An 18,402-nucleotide genomic window follows, 5' to 3' on the forward strand; every position below is an offset into this window, starting at 1 on the left:
CATGCTCCCCTAATATTGCTTATTATATTTTGCAAGCTTCGATTCATACGCATAGAGGCAACGGGACGGTTCTTGTTGTTTCGAAAACAGTAGAACCGTCCCATGCATTCTATATTTTTGGCACAGTATGGTTGTACTACACAATATAAGAATTACTCAACAATCTGGCCCGATTGTGGAAAAAAAGAAAAATAGAACTTTTATCTTTATCCTGAAATTTACTAATAACGAGAGATAAACCACAAAGAAAAATCAAGCTCTTGGCAGCTTGATTTTTTTCGCTTTTAATATTTTATTTTTCTTTCCACGTAAACATGTAATTTTTATCCTCTATCTTATGTGCCTTCTTGACAACCTTTAGTGGTTTAAAGGTGTCGATCATAACTGCCAGTTCCAATGTCTCCTTTTTTCCTATACTTGCTTCTGTTGTACCTGGATGTGGTCCATGTGGTATTCCAGAGGGATGAAGTGTAATGGATTCTTTTTCAATACCTTTGCGGCTCATAAAATTACCCTCTACATAGTATAGCAATTCATCGCTGTTGACATTGCTGTGATAGTAAGGAGCTGGAATTGCTTCTGGATGGTAGTCATATAGTCTAGGAACAAAAGAACACACTACAAAATTATGACCTTCGAATGTCTGATGTACAGGGGGTGGCTGATGAACACGACCGGTTATCGGTTCAAAATCTTCTATATTAAATACCCAAGGATATAAATAACCGTCCCAGCCGACAACATCTAATGGATGATGTCCAAGAACATGAGAATGCATGTATCCTCGGGACTTTGTCAGCACTTCAAACTCTCCCTTTTCATTGTAGGTTTCCAGCTTATCTGGCCCCCGCAGATCCCGTTCGCAAAATGGACTATGCTCTAACAGTTGACCATACTCATTTCGGTATCGCTTCGGAGTCGTAAGTTGGCTAAAGGATTCGATAAACAATACCTTTGTTTCTTCGGACGGCACAAATCGATAGATGGTGCCGATTGGAATGATTACATAGTCACCCGCTCGATAACTTAAGGTCCCGAACATTGTTTCTATTTTTCCAAATCCATAATGGATAAAAAGCATTTCATCTCCATCGCCATTGCGATAATAATTGGTCATTGCTTCTGTTACTAGCGCGGTCCCAATCAACAAATCACTATTTCCTAACAAGTATTCTCTTGCATCAATTGCATTTCCCTTTTTTTGAACAGCTTTAGTCATCAAGTGGCGATGGTTAAGTGCAGATTGTTCTTCATACTCAGGTAAGTAACTGTACAGCACCTCAGACTTAACAACCTCCGTCGGTAAATAATGATGATAGAGAATCGATTGTGAGCCTGAAAACCCTTTTGTACCCATTACTTGTTCGCGGTAAAGTGTGCCATCCTCTTTTTTAAACATCGTATGCCTTTTATGGGGGATACTTCCCATTTGACGATAATACATTTAACCACCTCATAACATTATTTAATAGTGTTCACTAATGACCCTAACCCTGTTATTTCAAGCTCTACTTTGTCTCCTGACTCTAACCATCGATGTGTTTCTGTACCGAGCTCCAATATACAGCCCGTTCCAACCGTACCCGAGCCTATTACCTCACCAGGATATAAAGTAACCCCAGCGGATGCCCGCTCAATCATTTTATTAAAAGAATAATAGATTTGCTGAAAATTTCCTTCAGAAAGCAACTTGCCATTGACCGATGCCTTCATCGTTATATTATATTTGCCATCCTTTTTGTAAGCTTCCAATTCATCCTTTGTTATAATTGCAGGACCTAGAGAGGTCGCAAAATCCTTGCCTTTTGCAGGTCCTAAACCTACCTTCATTTCTTTTGCTTGAAGGTCCCTTGCACTCCAGTCGTTCATAATGCAATAACCGAAGATATAAGAATCTGCATCTTCAGCTGATATATCCTTTCCTTCTTTGCCTATAATACAGGCAATTTCCAGTTCATAGTCAAGAGACTGGCATTGATCAGGTACTGAAATAATATCGTCTGGTCCTTTAATTGCCAGATGATTTGTAAAGTAAAATACAGGAAATTCATACCACTCCGGTACTACCTCTAACCCTCTTCTTGCTCTGGCTGTCTTTACATGATCTTCAAAAGCGTAGAAATCACGTATACTGACAGGTCTCGGGATTGGAGCTAAAAGGCGCACTTCACTTAGCGGATATTTTCCTAACGGATTCTCCAAAGCGTTTAACTTTTCAATTAAACTTGAATAGTCTTCATGCTTGACGATAAATGCTAGGAGATCTGCTGGAAGTTCTCCTTCTGAAGCTTCGTACATATCGATAACAAAATCACCGTCCAGCCACCCTGCCCTTTGTTCGCCACCTTTTCTTTTAAAAGTAATATATTTCACAGAATACTCACTCCCTTTTCGATTATTTTCGAAGGAGCTCAAACATATCAGTTGTCGCTCTGGTGTACATACTTCCTGCCATTCTTCCTACAGGATTCAGCTTTTCCATATTTATTTTTCCATCAAAATAAAGGTCGTCTGCAACATGAATCATTTCAACTTTACCGATAACGAGGCTACCAGATCCAGGCTCTTCTCCAAAATGTAAGACCTGATGTAATGTGCATTCTAGTTGAACATGACTCTCTTTAATCCTTGGTGAGGAGATAGCTTGGCTGCTCACTTTTGTAAAACCTGCTTCAGTAAATTCGTCAACTTGCATTGGAAATTCAGTCGCAGTGATATTCATTTTATCGACGATTTCCTCGCTTACAATATTAATAACAAATTCCCTTGTACTTTCTATATTAAGAAGTGTGTCTTTTTTAGATCCATCACTTCCTCTTCTCATAGGAGAAAAACAAACTAGCATTGGATCTGCACTAATAGCCGTAAAGAAGCTGAATGGAGCGATATTTGCTATTCCTTCGTTATTTAATGAAGAAACTAGCGCAATCGGTCTTGGCAGGATGGAACCTACTAATAATTTATATGCATCTTTCCATTCAAGACTGCTTGGTTGTACATTCACAATCGATCACCTACACTTTGCTGCGATTTTTAGAGATTGAATAAAGTGTTGATTGTCTTCCATGGAACCTATTGTCACTCTTATCGATTCCGGATATCCTAAAACAGACCCAGAGCGGACTAAAATACCAAATTTTAATAATTCATCTCTTATTTGATCAGCATTTTCATTCATATGTATCATCAAAAAATTTGCTTGTGTTGGAAAAAAAGTATAGCCCAATGCCGTTAATTCTTCCTCTAAAAACAAACGACCTTCTTCGTTACGTGCCACACAGTCATTTCGAAATTTCTGATCTTCCAGTGCAGCGATAGCAGCCTCTTGTGCCATCTTATTTACATTGAAAACCTCTTTTACTTTTGTTAATTCAGTTTTAATAGAGGAATCCATCAATCCATAACCAATCCTTAAACCAGCAAGACCATATACTTTAGAAAATGTTCTTAAAATTACCAGATTGCTATAAATTTTTAATAGTGGAAGCGACTGTAAATAACCCGGGCTTGTTGCATACTCGTAATATGCTTCATCAAGAACTATTAATATATGATCTGGAACTTGATCAATAAATCTAGCTAACGTCTTCGAGTCCACTATGGTACCTGTAGGATTATTAGGATTACAAACAAAAATTATTTTTGTCTTTTCCGTAATAGCCGCAAACATACCCTCCAAGTCATGAACACCGTTCTTAAGTGGAACTAGAACTGGGTTCCCACCCTCAATAGTGACATTGGTTTTGTACCTAGGAAAGGTGATTTGAGCCATGATCGCTTCATCTTCTGTATTCAAGTAAGCTTTAATCAATAGTCGAATAATTTCATCTGAGCCGTTTCCTATAAAAAGGTGATCAGGATTAATTTCAAGAAAATCTGCCAGTTTGGAAGTAAGAATTTTAGCAGAACCGTCCGGGTAGGTATATAGATATTCTAAGCTATTCATCAAATGGTGCTTTACCTGTTCTGAGCATCCAAATACATTCTCAATTTCTGATAAATTCCTAATACGTGACAAACCGAGTTCTTGTTGAATATCCTCCATGCTTTTACTCAAAGGATAGGCAGTTACCATCTGAAGAATATTTTTACTTTGTACTTTCACCGCCAAAATCCCCCCATTAAATAATTTAAGTCATAACTGAAAAAAGTTTAGTTTCTTTTTCAACTCCCTGTTCCTTTCCGTTCTAGGTGATCGCTTTCCGCGGGGCGGTGCGGGAGCCTCCTCGGCTGCGCCTGCGGGGTCTCCCGTCTACCGCTATCGCCCGCAGGAGTCGATCACCTGCCACTCCAATACACAGGGTGGACCACTCTATATGATGCAATTATTAATATTCTTTCTGAAGAAAATTTTTTACATATATTCTACTCTGAAAATAGCAAGGGTACTCTTTTAACTCCGTACTGTTTCCCTTTCCGGTGTTCGCATTTCTAAAGGCTTTCAGGAAGGGTCTCCTAAGCACAGCGATGTAACCTTTTATTAAAAAGAGCCTAGCGTTTTAAAAAAAGAGAGGCAGTGGCTATCTACCTCTCTTAACTAAAGTGACCCTATAAATTCCCTCTTAATTCCTGTTCTCTTTCAATGGATTGGAACAATGCTTTGAAGTTTCCTTCTCCAAATCCTTTGGCGCCTTTACGTTGTATCACTTCAATGAATAGTGTCGGACGGTCTACAATAGGTTTAGTGAAGATTTGAAGTAAATATCCTTCATCATCTCGGTCTACAAGAATACTTAATTCTCGCAGCTTTGAAATTTCTTCATCAATTTCTCCTACTCTCTCTGACAGCATTTCATAATATGTGTCAGGAGTATTAAGGAATTCTACACCGTTTTCTTTCAGTTTACTTACCGTCTGGACAATATCTTCTGTCAGTATCGCGATATGCTGTACACCTGCTCCATTATAGAATTCAAGGTATTCTTCGATTTGAGACTTTCTTTTCCCTTCTGCTGGCTCATTGATTGGAAACTTGATTCGTCCACCATTATGCATAACTTTGGACATTAAAGCGGAATATTCCGTGTTGATATCTTTATCTGTAAAATGAGTCATTTCTTTAAAGCCCATTACTTTTTCATAATAAGCAACCCATTCTTCCATTTTTTCCACATTTCCTACAACATGGTCAATTCCGATAATTCCGGCATCCTTAACAAGTGTAGTAGTTTTATATGCCTTAAATCCAGGCATGAACACACCCTTATAATTTTTACGTTCTACTAGAGTATGTATGGTATCACCATAAGTACCTATTACTGCTTTTTTGAGTGTTCCTTGTTCATCAGTTAAATCCTGTGGAGGTTGTATAGCTATTGCTCCTCTTTCTACTGCAACATTGTAAGCCTTTTCAACATCATCCACTAAAAGAGCAATGTCTTTGACTCCGTCTCCGTGTTTTTTTACGAATTCGGATATTTTTGTATCTTGCTTTAAAGAGCCCGTAAGCACAAGACGGACATTTCGCTGCTTTAATACGTATGATACAGTTTCTCTATTACCTGTTTCCAAGCCAGAGTATGCAATTGGCTCAAAACCAAAAGTAGTAGTGAAAAAATGAGCTGCTTGCTTGGCGTTGCCCGTATAGATTTCTAGATAATCCACATCTCTGACAGGGAAGAAATCTTCAACCTGATTTTGATTTTGCATGGTCTTTTCAACGTTCATTTAGTTTCCCTCCAAATATACTGAAATATATTTCTATTCTGAATTCACTATAATCTATTCGTTCCATTATTAGCAAGAGTTCCATTTAAAGCTAGAATGCTTTGACGCATCAAAGGATAGTTATATAGATACTTTCTGTTTTTTGGTTACCGGTGCTTTGTGAATCGCTTGTGATGATAAATCCTCTACTGACTCTAAAAGACTTTCATTTATGCTAGGATGCGGGTAAAGAGGAAATAATAAATCTTCTTCTCTTCCCACCATTTCAAGAGCCAAGCTTCCAGAAGAAATAAGCTCCATCGCACCGGATCCCATTATATGAATGCCAAGAATGATACTTGAACCTTCTTCACTGATTGTTTTTACAAAGCCTTCTTTTTGTCCAAGTATCGAGGCATAGCCACTTGTCTTTAACGTGGATTCTCCTACCTTTATTTCATATCCTGCTTCTTTAGCTTGTTCTTCCGTTAATCCGATGGAGGCAATAGGTGGGATGGTATGCACCACTCTCGGGACAAAAGTATGATTATACTCTGATGAAATTCCTGCCAGGCTTTCCGCTGCAACTTTCCCCTGCTTTATCGCCTTCACTGCTAGAGTAGGACCAGCAGTTGCATCACCAATAGCATATATATGGGCTTGATTAGTCTGACAAGCATTATTAATTTTAATCCATCCATTTTGATCAGTCTCAATTCCTGCCCTTGTCATGCCTAAGTCTTCAAAATTCATCTCATTTTCAGAAGCGATAAAAAAATGGGAAGCCTGCATAACGTTTGTTTCTTCATTAGCAATCTTTAACTCGATTTCCCAACTTGCTCCATTAAAAGATGCATTTTCAACTGTTGCTCCCTTAATCAACTTTATCTTTTGCTTCTTTAGTTGTCTTGTTAACTCTTTTGTGATGGAAGAATCAAATGTAAAAGATTCATGATTAAAAGGTAAAATAATCGTTACCTCGGAACCCAATTTACGAAAGCTCATTGCAGCTTCAAGTGTAATATCATCTGATCCAAAAAGAACTAGATGAGATGGCATTTCTTCCAACTTCCATATCGATGTAACCGTTAAATGGTTATCTTTTATATCAAGCAAAGGCTTTTTCTGGCAGCCTGTGGCGATAATTGCATGCTTAAATCTATAGGTATCATACTGATGACCACTTTCTACCCCAAGCTTTTCAGAGGATATAAAAGTAGCGTTTCCTTTTACAACTTCGATTCTATTTGCTTTACAGAGGGCTTTTATTCCTTCCTTTAATTGACGAATCGTCGTTTCTTTGTACTCCTGGAGAGTAGCAAGATTAAAGGTTGCTTGACTTGTATCTATTCCCATATTTTTCATTGGGGTTAGTTGGTGAAACTGTTGTGCAGCTGCGGTGTGGACTTTAGAGGGAATACAGCCCTCATTTAAACAGACTCCACCTAGTTCATCCTTTTCAATAAGGGTCACTTGTAGTCCCAATTGTGCTGCACGAATAGCTGCATGGTATCCACCAGGTCCGCCACCGATGATAATTAAATCTCTTTCTTGCGTTAATTCCCCTACTACCATTTACACCAGCTCCAACAAGATTAATTTAGGCTCTTCGAGTAACTCTGTTAGTCGGTTCGTAAAGGCAACAGCTGTTCCTCCATCCACTACCCGATGATCAAAGGACATGGAAATATTCATGATCGACCTGATTACAATCTCATCCTGATCATTCACAACAGGACGCTTTTTCGTTTTATGGAAAGAGATTAATCCCACTTCCGGTTGATTTATAATGGGAGTCGCTCCGATACTGCCACCAAGCGGGCCTACATTGCTAATGGTAAAAGTTCCCCCAGAAATATCGGCTAACACAAGTTTGTTGTCCTGCGCCTTTTGAGTGAGCCGTTTTAGTTCACCATGTATCTCCTTTAATGATTTACGTTCAACATTTTTAACCACAGGAACAATCAGACCTTCACTTGTATCAATCGCGACTCCAATATGATGCTCATCAATAAGTTCAATCAATGAATCCTTCTCATTCAAGCGAGAGTTAAAAATCGGAAACTCCTTTAAAGTAATGGAGATTGCTTTTACAAATAATGCAGTTGCAGAAACACTCTCCTCCTTCGCTTTCCATAGATTACGGATTTCAATTATGTTTGTAACATCAATTTCTTCAAAATGGGTGCAATGTGGAATCGTAACAAGGGATTGTGCCATTTTATTAGCTATCTGTTTTCTTCGACCTTTAAAAGGGATAGTCGTGGTTTTAACATTTGGTTCGCCTGATTCCACCTCTTGCTTGTTGAAAGCTGGCTCTTGTGTTTGCGAATGACTATTTGTGGAAAAAGATAGAACATCTTCGTCTGTTATTCTCCCAGCTGGTCCTGTTCCTTGTACCTGCTCGATATTAACTCCATTTTCCCTTGCTAGCTTTCTAGTATATGGAGATGCCATAATTCTTTTTACTTGTTTCTCTTCTTGTGAGTGAAGGACTTTGCTCTGGGTGCTTTCTATTGTACTTATTCCTGCTTGCTCTTTGGTGGCAGCCGCTTCCTGTGTTGCGCTGATAGAAGAGTCTGTTTCTAAGAGAAAGATAGTCGTACCTACACTTATCGTTTGACCTTCAGCAACTTTAATTTCCTTAATGATACCTGAGTATGGTGCAGGAATTTCAGCAGTCATTTTATCTGTTTGAACCTCTACCAACGGTTCGTCTGAGTTAACATGGTCCCCAGGTTTGACGAAAAAAGATAAAATATCTGCTTGTGTCATCCCTTCCCCTATATCATGAAGTTTTACTTCTATCATTTTTATTCCTCCTAAAACTTCATTACTCTTTCAATTGCAGCAATTATTCTTTTGCTTGTTGGCAGGTAATAGTCTTCAAACCCGAAATATGGAACAGGAACATCAAATCCTGTAACACGTTCTACAGGAGCTTTTTGAAATAAAAAGGATGTATCATTGATAATAGCCATAACATCACCACTTACACTTGTTGCAGCATGAGCTTCATGGACGACAATGGTTCTTCCAGTTTTTTGAACAGATTCTGAAATAATGTCTTTATCGATTGGATATAAGCTGCGCAGGTCTATGACTTCACAGCTTATTCCCTTCGTTTCCATTTGCTTTGCTGCCTCTAAAGCAACCGGAATCATGGCACCCCAGGCGATAATTGACACATCGTCACCTTCTTTACAGCGTTTACCTTTGCCTATTTCCACTGTATATTTTCCTTCGGGAACTTCCTCTCTTACAGATCGGTAGCAGCGCATCGGCTCAAGAAACAACACAGGATCTGGATCTTCTATTGCTGCTATCATAAGTCCTTTAGCATCATAAGGGTTTGAAGGGCAAACTACTTTAATTCCAGGCATATGTGTAAAAATGGCTTCGGTGCTATCAGAATGAATTTCCGGAGCTCTAACCCCCGCCCCATAAGGTGCACGGATGACCATCGGAGCTGTGAAATGCCCCATTGTTCTGGCTCTTAAACGGGAGGCATGTGTCATAATCTGTTCGTATGCCGGATAAATAAATCCCAAAAATTGAATTTCCACAACCGGCCGAAAACCATTGATTGCCATACCGATTGCTGCTCCTACAAAGCCGGCTTCGCTTAAAGGTGTATCGATTACTCGGTCTTCCCCAAACTTTTCTTGTAGTCCCTCTGTTGCCCGGAACACTCCGCCGTTTAGGCCAATGTCTTCCCCCATCAGCAGAACATTTTCATCTGCCGCTAACATTGTATCAAGACCGTCTGTAATGGCCTGTACCATCGTTAATGTGTTTGTCTTTACTGCCGTCTGCATTAGTTTTCACCTCTTAACACATGAAGAAGATCCTGCTTTTGCTGTTCTATTCCCCATGTTGGTTTTTCAAAGACATAATCGAACATATCAGCTGGATTTGCTTTCGGAAACTTCTCCATTTCCGCAATTGCCGCATCTATCTCTTCTGAAGCCTCTAGCAGCCACGCTTCTTTTTTTGTTTCGTCATACCAGCCATTGTTCTTCATTAATCTTTCTAGCCGAAGTATAGGATCGGTTTCTTTTTTCCTTGCTTCACTTTCAGATTGATTACGATATTTAGTTGGATCATCCGCTGTTGTGTGTGCTCCATATCTCCATGTAACTGCCTCGATAAGTGTAGGACCTTCCCCATTTCTTGCACGTTCTAAAGCTTGCATAGTATAAAAATACACTGCGAATATATCATTCCCATCAATTCGATATCCTGGAATATCATAGGCTAGTGATTTTTGTGCGATAGTAGAAGTTTTCATCTGTTTTGACATTGGGACAGAAATCGCAAAAAAATTATTTTGATTAAAAAAGACGACAGGGGCATTTAACACGCTCGCAAAATTCAGCCCTTCATGAAAGTCACCTTCTGAAGTTGCTCCATCTCCGAAGTAAACAATACTCGCATTTTTCGTGCCTTTTCTCTTCTCGGCGTAAGCTGCTCCTACTGCATGCGGAAGCTGTGTTGCAATCGGGATTCCAGGAGGAAATACTTTTTTCCCTTTTTCCGGAATGCATCCTTCGTTTCTGCCATTCCAAAACAAAAGTATATTACGAATGGAATGACCAAAAGTCATCGTTGCACCATGGTCACGGTAGGATGGGAACAACCAATCATCCTGTTCTAATGCAAGAGCTGAGCCAACCTGTGCAGCCTCTTGCCCTTCGTATGGAGCATAAGTTCCAATACGACCTTGCCGCTGTAAACTTATCGCCTTTTTATCAAAAGTACGAATCCGTAACATATTTTTATAAAAAGCATCTGCTAGTTCTTTTGTAATTTGGGATTGGTATTCCTCCATTACAAGATTTCCGTTCACATCCACCATTTGTTTGATTGGAAAATCATTTTCCATCCTATTCCCCTCCATCTGTTAAACTCGGACAGACCATTTTGGACGTTTCGAGTGGGTAAAGAAGCTATTGCGTCTAGTTCGGTTTGCGAGACGTTGTTCACAAAAATTATCCGCCGCTTCGACTGTAGTAATATTCAATTTCTCCGCTTCCCTATATACATCCATTAGAGAGTTATATATCGCTTTCGTTTTTCTTAGAACTCTTTCTTTGTTAGGTTCATAGAGTTCATCGGCCACCTGAATCAATCCGCCCGCATTCACGATATAATCTGGTGCATAGAGGATTCCTTTTTTCTGAAGCATTGCACCGTGGTGAGTTTCAATTAACTGATTATTCGCAGAACCTACAACTGCTTTTACCTTCAACTGTTCAATCGTATTATCATTAATGATCCCGCCCAGAGCACATGGTACAAATACATCCGCTTCTACTGAATATATTTCATCTCCACTTACTACTTTAATGCCAGCACCCAATTCTTTTGCTTTAAGGACAAGTTCATTTATTGCTGTTTCATTTATATCAGATACAACTAGATCTGCTCCGGCGTGAAGAAGCTGCTCAGCAACTTTTGATCCTACTTTTCCTAATCCTTGAATGGCATAAGTTTTACCGTAAAGGTTTTTTGAACCCCATATTGTAAGATTGGTAGCTTCTATACCGTAAATGACACCTTGAGCTGTTGGTACAGAAGAGTCTCCGCTACCACCATATACTTCGTCCACTCCAACAATACAATTGGTTTCCTTTAATGAATGAACAAAATCCTCTGGTACAGTTCCCATATCAGTGCCTGTATAAAAGCGTCCATTTAAAGATTCTACAAATTGTCCAAACGCACGGAATAATTCAGGAGATTTGTCTTTCGTGGGATCACCAATTATAACTGCCTTGCCTCCACCAAAATCTACGTCGGCTGCCGCACATTTATATGTCATTCCTTTTGAAAGACGTAAAACATCGAACAGAGCTGCATCTACAGATTCGTAAGGTTGCATCCGGCATCCGCCTAATGCAGGACCGAGTGTAGTATTATGTATAGCAATAATGGCTTTTAAACCTGTGTCAGGATCGTTACAAAAAACTACCTGCTGATGATTTTGAATTTTATCAAACATTTCCATTCCCTCCACCCCAGAAGTAAGCGTTTTCAATTCTGTCATCTTTATCACCCTAGTTCTCTCGTATTTGTGAACTATTACTTATTAATCTGCTTATTTTACTTTTTGTAAGTACTATTTGTGTAACTTCACCAGTACCGACTGTCTTTTCAGAATCATTCACATGAACCTCAGTTTTTAACACATTTTGATTACATGATATTACTTTCGCTTGAATTTCTAACATGCTGCCTTCTGGTGCAGGAGATACATGATTTACAGTAACTTTCGCTCCCATTCCTTCTTCCTCTTCCTTTAAATAGGGAAGAAGAAGCTGCCTGGAAACCCATTCCATATGATAAACCATCATAGCAGTAGAATAGACGGGGTGTACCACTTCACCTTCAAATTGGGCAAACATTTCCTTTGTTACTTTTACATTCATACTAAATTTCATTCCTACTGTTAGACCAGGCTTCATCATATTTCACCCCAAAACGTATAACGTTTATTTAACGCTATAATAACATTACGTTAAATGAACAGTCAATGAATTGTAACAATTTTTTAAATAATCATTTCATTCGGTTAATTGAATATTAAAGAGACGGTCCGCTACCGTGTAAATCACTGATACCTTGTTTTTAACACATGATATTTTGAGCCCAAAAAAAGGAACAGGACGGATGAATATCCGCTCTCTATTCCTGTAAGATTACGATAATAACGCGCGATCGTTAGCCATTTGTTGACCTCTAATACGCTGAAATTCCTTTAGCAGCGTTTCGATTGTTAAAGATTTCTTGTCTTCTTCTTCTACTTCTAAAATAATTTGCCCTTTATCCATCATAATTAATCGATTACCGAGGTCCAAAGCCTGTTGCATATTATGGGTAACCATCAGTGTCGTTAATCCTGTATCCGCAACTATTTGCTTTGTGATGTTAGTTATTAACTCTGCACGCGAGGGATCTAAAGCTGCAGTATGTTCATCTAATAAAAGAATCGATGGCTCTGTGAAGGTTGCCATCAAAAGGGAGAGCGCCTGTCTTTCTCCCCCGGATAATAAGCCAACTTTTGCCGTTAACCTGCTTTCTAAACCAAGATGCAAAGAGGATAATACTTCTTTAAAATACTCTCTTCTTTGCTTCGTAACTCCTCTTCTTAATGAACGGGTTTTGTTCCTAGAATAGGCCATTGCAAGATTTTCTTCAATGGTCATAGAAGGTGCTGTTCCTGCCATCGGATCCTGAAAAACTCTTCCTATAAATCTTGCTCGTTTATGCTCTGACATGTAAGTCACATTTTTTCCATCTATCTCAACATTTCCAGTATCAGGTGTAATCACTCCTGATATCATGTTCATTAATGTTGATTTTCCCGCACCATTACTGCCAATAATTGTAACAAAATCCCCTTTTTTCAAGGTAAGGTTTACGTTGTCCAATGCATTCTTCTCATCTAAAGTACCTTCATTGAAAACTTTATTAATCTGAGTTAAGTGAAGCACGCCGTTCATCCTTTCCACTTGGAGGATCAAAAGATTGGAGTTGTATCATTTTTTTCTTTTTACGTTTTCTTTCCCTGTAACTTTCCATTACTTTCGGAGTTATTAGCGCAATAATAACAATGGTAGCTGTGATTATTTTCATGTCCCCTGTTTCGAGAAACTCGACCCGAAGAGCAAGTGTGATAACGATCCGATAGATAATTGCTCCACCGATTACAGCAAGTGTAGTCCTTGCAATGGATTTTGTTCCAAACAAAGCCTCACCAATAATAACGGAGGCAAGTCCAATAATAATCATTCCGATACCCATACCAACATCTGCAAATCCTCCGTGTTGAGCAATCAGAGCACCAGAGAAAGCAACCATTGCATTGGATACACCTAAACCGAGAATCACCAATCCATTGGTGTTTGCCGAGAAACTTCGAATCATTCGCTTGTTGTCACCTGTTGCTCTTATCGCCAGCCCGATTTCGGTTTTTAAGAACCAATCTGTTAAGAATTTAATAATCAAGGTAACAATTATCATGACAAAAATGACGCCCCATGTTCGTGGAGCATAGTCTCCTATACCGATAGCAACAAAAATATTATTAAGGAAGCTATCTATACCTGTACTACTCCACCATTCGCGCAAATGGGTGAAGAAAGTGTCTGTGTTCAGCATGGGGATATTCGATTTTCCCATAATTCTTAAATTAATAGAATATAAGGCAATCATCATTAATATTCCAGATAAAAGGGCATTTATTTTTCCAAAAGTATGTAATGCTCCTGTTATACATCCTGCTAAAAAACCAGCTAGCATCGCAACGACAGTGGCTAATACAGGATTTACTCCATTGACTATCATTGTTGCTGCAACAGCAGCTCCTGTTACAAAACTACCATCTACGGTTAGATCCGGAAAATCAAGGACCCTAAAGGATAGGTACACCCCTAGGGCCATGATTGCGTAGATGATTCCTAACTCAAATGAACCAAAAAGAGCGGTAATCATAAAGAATCATCTCCTTGTTATATTGAACTTACTTTTTATTCGCCATCAAAAAACTCAGCAATATCAGACCAAGAATCTTTCACTTCTACTCCTTGTGATTCGGCAGCCTTCTTATTAATGACTAGCTTAAAGTTTTGTGGATAAGCTACTGGAATTTCAGATGCCTTTTTTTCTCCCTTCAGGATTTGAACAGCCATAAGTCCTGTTTCATAACCTAAGTCGGAATAGCTGAATCCGCTTGCTGCCACAGCTCCTAGTTCCATAGAGTCAAGCTCTCCTGCAAAAAGAGGGATTTTCTCATCATTTGCTACCCCTACCACTGTTTGGAAAGCAGAAACAACAGTATTATCAGTAGGAATGTAAATTGCATCCACTCTTCCTATCATTGATTCTGCAGCTTGTTTCACTTCTGCAGAGTTAGAAACAGAAGCTTCTACTAGTGTTGCACCCTTTGCTTCTGCTACTTCTTTGATGCTTTCCACTTGAACAACAGAATTCTGTTCGCCGGCGTTGTACAATACTCCTATTGTTTTAACTCCCAATTCCTCGATCATAAAATCAATGGTGCTTGAAAGCGCTTCTGGATGCGTATCAGATGTACCTGTAATATTCTCACCTGGCTTATCAAAAGACTCTACCAGATCTGCACCGACAGGATCTGTTACGGACGTAAAGACAATCGGAATCTCTTTTGTTGCCTGCAAGGCACTTTGCGCACTTGGAGTTGAGTTGGCAAAGATTAAATCAACTTCATCTGCGACAAAATTTCCTGCGATTGTTTGGCTATTGCTCATTTCTCCTTGCGCTATTTGTACATCAAACTCGAGATTTTCACCCTCTATGTACCCATTCTCCTCAAGGGCCTTTTTAAAGCCTTCAAACGCTGCATCCAACGATGGATGCTCCACTATCTGAGTTACTCCTATGACTACCTTTTCCTCTCCACCGTCACCAGAGGTGTTAGAGCCGCAACCCACGAGAAGCATAAAACAGGCAGCTAGTAGAAAAGCAGACTTCCAATTAATTTTTTTCATAAATATCCCCCTTTGTTTTATTCAAAAGCAAGATTGATAGGTATACCAATATGCTTTTAAAACGAAATCACTGAAAACGTTTTCAATATCACGTGTTGTAATGCAAAAATTGCATTTCGTATTTTCAACGTTATATTAACACTCCTTTTTATTTAGTGTCAATATATTCTAAAAATTTAATATATTTTGTTTTTAAAAATAAATTCATTACTTTCAAATGAAAATATTATTTTTTGCAAAATAAAAAACTTCTTTTAGAAAGAAGTTTTTTATATGAGATGAGTAGCTCTCTGTAGTTCACTTTTTGCTTCATGAATAATATTTTCGAATAATTCTTTTACGCTTGGAATCGTTGTAATCAAACTGGAAATCTGTCCACCATTGAGAAAGCCTTCTTGGAGCTTCCCTTCTAATGCACCAAATTTATGCTGATTTTCAGTAGTTAGGCTGTTGAACTCCTCTAGACTGATACCCTCTGCCTCTTTTTGCAGAAGATATTCTGCATAAGGAGTTCTTAAAACTCGTCTGACTCTCCCAACTGTTCGACCAACTATGACGGTTCCTTTATCATCCGCTGTGACAATTGTATTTTTATATGCTTCATGGACGGGTGCTTCTTTCGTCGCAATCAGGCGTGTCCCCATCTGAACTCCTGATGCCCCAAGAGCGAGTGCTGCGGCTAATCCCTTGCCATCCGCAATTCCACCAGCCGCTGCTATAGGAACAGTCACACTTTCAGCGATTTGTGGTATTAAAGCGAAGGTTGTCGTTTCCAAATTTGAGTTAATCCCTGCAGCTTCATATCCTTCTGCTACGATAATATCTGCCCCTGCCTTTTCTGCCTTCACAGCTTGCTTAGGAGAAGCAACTACACAGATTACGTTAACTCCATGCTCCTTTAATTTTGGAATATAAGGAGAAGGATTACCAGCTGATAAGGAAACAGTTGAAATTTTATATTTAACAACCAATGAAAGAACCTCTTTGACATAAGGAGAAACGCTTAAAGCTATATTTATTGCGAAAGGTTTATTGGTTAGTTTCTTAGTTTCTTTAATTATTTCCTCTACTTCATCTGGAAGCATCGTTCCTGCACCAATCGTTCCTAACCCGCCAGCATTGGAAACAGCTGCAGTCAGCGGTGCATTACTTATATTTCCCATACCACCTTGAATGATTGGAACCCGTATTCCTAAAAGATCTACTAATTTATTCATCTATTATTCCACCCTTCGTAAAAATAATGTTATACTAATTTTAATATTTAGACAACATCAAGAAAAGGTTCACTGTTAAAATTATTAGTTAGAAAGGGGAAATTTTATATGCTATATCGCTATGGTGGAAAAGCACCAAAAGTGGACGATTCCGTTTATATTGCACCAGGGGCTCATCTAATTGGGGATGTAACGGTGGAGGAAGAATCAACTGTTTGGTTCAACGCCGTGCTTAGAGGAGATGAAGGGCCCATACATATTGGTAAAAGATGCAGTATCCAAGATAATGTTACAGGTCACTTATATGAAGGCTTTCCTCTTACTATCGAAGACGAGGTAACCGTTGGGCATAACGCAATCCTTCATGGTTGTACCATAAAAAAACGTTGTATCATCGGAATGGGAGCTACCATATTGGATGGAGCAGAAATTGGGGAAGAAAGTATCATCGGCGCCAACACATTAATACCTTCCGGGAAAAAGATCCCTCCCCGTTCCCTTGTCGTAGGATCGCCAGGAAAAGTAATCCGTGAAATAACAGACAAAGATGTCGAGCTTATCCAATTATCCATTGACACCTATGTACAAAAAGGAAAAGAATATAAAGCGGAATTAACTTAACCTGTTTTAAACCATTTATCTTGGAAAAGGTTTTTTATTGAATGTCAGATCTTCTAATAGTTAATGCAGCGCCGCAAACTTCTGCGGGAGTTAGAAGATTAGATTTGATAATAGTACTTCCCCAGCTGATGATTGGAGCAAAAGGCGTAGACTCCGCGTCCGGCCGCGGTAGGCTGGAGACCCCGCAGGCCTAGCCGAGGAGGCTCCAGCACCGCCCAGCAGAAAGCGTAGCCTTTTGCGGAAATCAACAGCGGTGTATAGTCCTTTAAAACTTAACTCACCCTCCCCGCAGTTCACTTCGCCTATAGCAGAAATACAGAAGTAAACATATGGGCTAAATCAAAATAAAAAGAAGAGAAAAGGTTCTATCACAATCCCTCTCTTCTTTTTCAATTAGCTAAAAGCTCTCCACATTATTCCAACATATATGGATGATCCATCACATCATACTTTTTATCTTTAAAGCTCAGCTCATTTCCATCTTCAAATACTCCCTCAAAAAAGCGGGAAGCAGGTTCTGCCAGCTCTTTATAGTAATCACTGAATAAAGAAGCTGCATGCCCTCCAAGCCACATCTCCGGTAACAATTCCTCAGGAAGACCAGGATCTACGAAAAGAAACTTCCTATACTCATGCACAAGCTTCGTTCTTTCTACAAAGCATTCTGCATCTGTCATTTGCCCTTTTTGAAGCTTGCTTTTATCAATCGTGTATTTTTGACTGTACACCTGTATAAATTCCTGATACTTTCCGTTGATTTCTTGAAGATCCCAGCTTTTAACTACAAGTCTATTATTTTCATGCGGGCCTTTGTAATCGGAAACGAAAAAGTCAACATATTCTTCTATTCTATACTTGGCTATAAGATCTTGAACCTGTTTCTCCAATGCATTTGGAGAAATCCAACAGCTATTGGAGAGTGTCCCAAAGCCACTCCATACCAGCTCTTTTCTAAGCTCATCCCGCACACTGCGAATTTCTTCTGGAATAGAATACATAAGAATACGCCATTGTCCGTCCCAGCTATCTGACTTTAACTTGAAAATCCGCTTTGCTGCTTCTTCGATTCTTTTTACACCTTGCTCCGTAAGAAAATAATAACTTTTATTTCCCTTTTTCTCAGCCTGCACCCAGCCTTGTTTATTCATTCGCGAAATAGCCGCTCGGACTGCTTGGTCATTATGACCAAACTCTTTTAGCAGGCGGATTAAGCTTCCAATCCATATTTTATTGCCGTAGTGCCTTATATAGTCGCCATATATGGTGAAAATCATCGACCTTGTGTTCATTGCCTACATCCTCTTTCTATCTGAAAAATCTCTTCTTATTACACTTTTTTCATTTTATCAGATTAACGCGTTATAGGAAACAAAAAAACCATAGAGAGC

The 18,402-nt window shown here is 39.1% G+C and carries 17 protein-coding genes; 1 reads left to right on the forward strand and 16 read right to left on the reverse strand.

All coding sequences use genetic code 11. The features are described 5' to 3' along the window. Positions 1-292 precede the first annotated feature (292 nt). The 15 genes from K9B36_RS09710 to K9B36_RS09780 form a co-directional block, all read right to left on the reverse strand. The gene (locus K9B36_RS09710; protein WP_223701856.1) at positions 293-1,444 is read right to left on the reverse strand and encodes a homogentisate 1,2-dioxygenase; all 1,152 of its coding nucleotides are present in this window, start codon (positions 1,442-1,444) and stop codon (positions 293-295) included. Positions 1,445-1,461: 17 nt separating this feature from the next. Continuing rightward, complete coding sequence (locus tag K9B36_RS09715; protein WP_223701857.1) at positions 1,462-2,373, reverse strand: fumarylacetoacetate hydrolase family protein; 912 nt, start codon at positions 2,371-2,373, stop codon at positions 1,462-1,464. A 22-nt stretch (positions 2,374-2,395) separates the two neighbouring features. Then, positions 2,396-3,004 carry a flavin reductase family protein gene (locus tag K9B36_RS09720; RefSeq protein WP_223701858.1) on the reverse strand — a complete coding sequence of 203 codons (609 nt, stop codon included), beginning with the start codon at positions 3,002-3,004 and terminating at the stop codon, positions 2,396-2,398. Positions 3,005-3,010: 6 nt separating this feature from the next. Next, entirely contained in the window at positions 3,011-4,105 is a 1,095-nt protein-coding gene (gene hisC, locus K9B36_RS09725; RefSeq protein WP_317889870.1) for a histidinol-phosphate transaminase, read from the reverse strand. 443 nt (positions 4,106-4,548) lie between these two features. Beyond that, complete coding sequence (gene hppD / locus K9B36_RS09730) at positions 4,549-5,667, reverse strand: 4-hydroxyphenylpyruvate dioxygenase (RefSeq protein WP_223701860.1); 1,119 nt, start codon at positions 5,665-5,667, stop codon at positions 4,549-4,551. A gap of 120 nt (positions 5,668-5,787) precedes the next feature. After that, on the reverse strand, positions 5,788-7,221 hold the full coding sequence (gene lpdA, locus K9B36_RS09735; protein ID WP_223701861.1) for a dihydrolipoyl dehydrogenase: 1,434 nt from the start codon (positions 7,219-7,221) through the stop codon (positions 5,788-5,790). Continuing rightward, on the reverse strand, positions 7,222-8,457 hold the full coding sequence (locus K9B36_RS09740) for a dihydrolipoamide acetyltransferase family protein (RefSeq protein ID WP_263399323.1): 1,236 nt from the start codon (positions 8,455-8,457) through the stop codon (positions 7,222-7,224). It abuts the gene before it with no gap. 11 nt (positions 8,458-8,468) lie between these two features. Continuing rightward, entirely contained in the window at positions 8,469-9,464 is a 996-nt protein-coding gene (locus tag K9B36_RS09745) for an alpha-ketoacid dehydrogenase subunit beta (protein WP_223701862.1), read from the reverse strand. Then, on the reverse strand, positions 9,464-10,531 hold the full coding sequence (gene pdhA / locus K9B36_RS09750; RefSeq protein WP_223701863.1) for a pyruvate dehydrogenase (acetyl-transferring) E1 component subunit alpha: 1,068 nt from the start codon (positions 10,529-10,531) through the stop codon (positions 9,464-9,466). The genes K9B36_RS09745 and pdhA overlap by 1 nt, the downstream gene beginning before the upstream one ends. Positions 10,532-10,549: 18 nt before the next feature. Then, positions 10,550-11,656 carry a Leu/Phe/Val dehydrogenase gene (locus K9B36_RS09755; protein ID WP_223702065.1) on the reverse strand — a complete coding sequence of 369 codons (1,107 nt, stop codon included), beginning with the start codon at positions 11,654-11,656 and terminating at the stop codon, positions 10,550-10,552. 49 nt (positions 11,657-11,705) lie between these two features. Continuing rightward, on the reverse strand, positions 11,706-12,116 hold the full coding sequence (locus tag K9B36_RS09760; protein WP_223701864.1) for a thioesterase family protein: 411 nt from the start codon (positions 12,114-12,116) through the stop codon (positions 11,706-11,708). 231 nt (positions 12,117-12,347) lie between these two features. Beyond that, positions 12,348-13,142: an ABC transporter ATP-binding protein gene (locus K9B36_RS09765; RefSeq protein WP_223701865.1), complete on the reverse strand. Its 795-nt coding sequence runs from the start codon at positions 13,140-13,142 to the stop codon at positions 12,348-12,350. Beyond that, the gene (locus K9B36_RS09770; protein ID WP_223701866.1) at positions 13,120-14,142 is read right to left on the reverse strand and encodes an ABC transporter permease; all 1,023 of its coding nucleotides are present in this window, start codon (positions 14,140-14,142) and stop codon (positions 13,120-13,122) included. Before K9B36_RS09770 ends, K9B36_RS09765 begins: the two co-directional genes overlap by 23 nt. A 35-nt stretch (positions 14,143-14,177) precedes the next feature. Continuing rightward, positions 14,178-15,176 carry an ABC transporter substrate-binding protein gene (locus K9B36_RS09775; RefSeq protein ID WP_223701867.1) on the reverse strand — a complete coding sequence of 333 codons (999 nt, stop codon included), beginning with the start codon at positions 15,174-15,176 and terminating at the stop codon, positions 14,178-14,180. 269 nt (positions 15,177-15,445) lie between these two features. After that, positions 15,446-16,393, reverse strand: coding sequence for an NAD(P)H-dependent flavin oxidoreductase (locus K9B36_RS09780; protein WP_223701868.1), 948 nt, complete (start codon positions 16,391-16,393; stop codon positions 15,446-15,448). 108 nt (positions 16,394-16,501) lie between these two features. Here K9B36_RS09780 and K9B36_RS09785 point away from each other — a divergent pair, with 108 nt between their 5' ends. Then, positions 16,502-17,014: a gamma carbonic anhydrase family protein gene (locus tag K9B36_RS09785; protein ID WP_223701869.1), complete on the forward strand. Its 513-nt coding sequence runs from the start codon at positions 16,502-16,504 to the stop codon at positions 17,012-17,014. Between the two features lie 413 nt (positions 17,015-17,427). Here the strand turns inward: K9B36_RS09785 and paaX are convergent, their stop codons facing one another. Then, positions 17,428-18,303, reverse strand: a complete 876-nt coding sequence (paaX, locus tag K9B36_RS09790; protein ID WP_223701870.1) for a phenylacetic acid degradation operon negative regulatory protein PaaX — start codon at positions 18,301-18,303, stop codon at positions 17,428-17,430. Positions 18,304-18,402 lie beyond the last annotated feature (99 nt).

It is taken from the genome of Sutcliffiella deserti, from assembly GCF_020037475.1.
Lineage (GTDB): Bacteria > Bacillota > Bacilli > Bacillales > Bacillaceae_I > Sutcliffiella_A > Sutcliffiella_A deserti.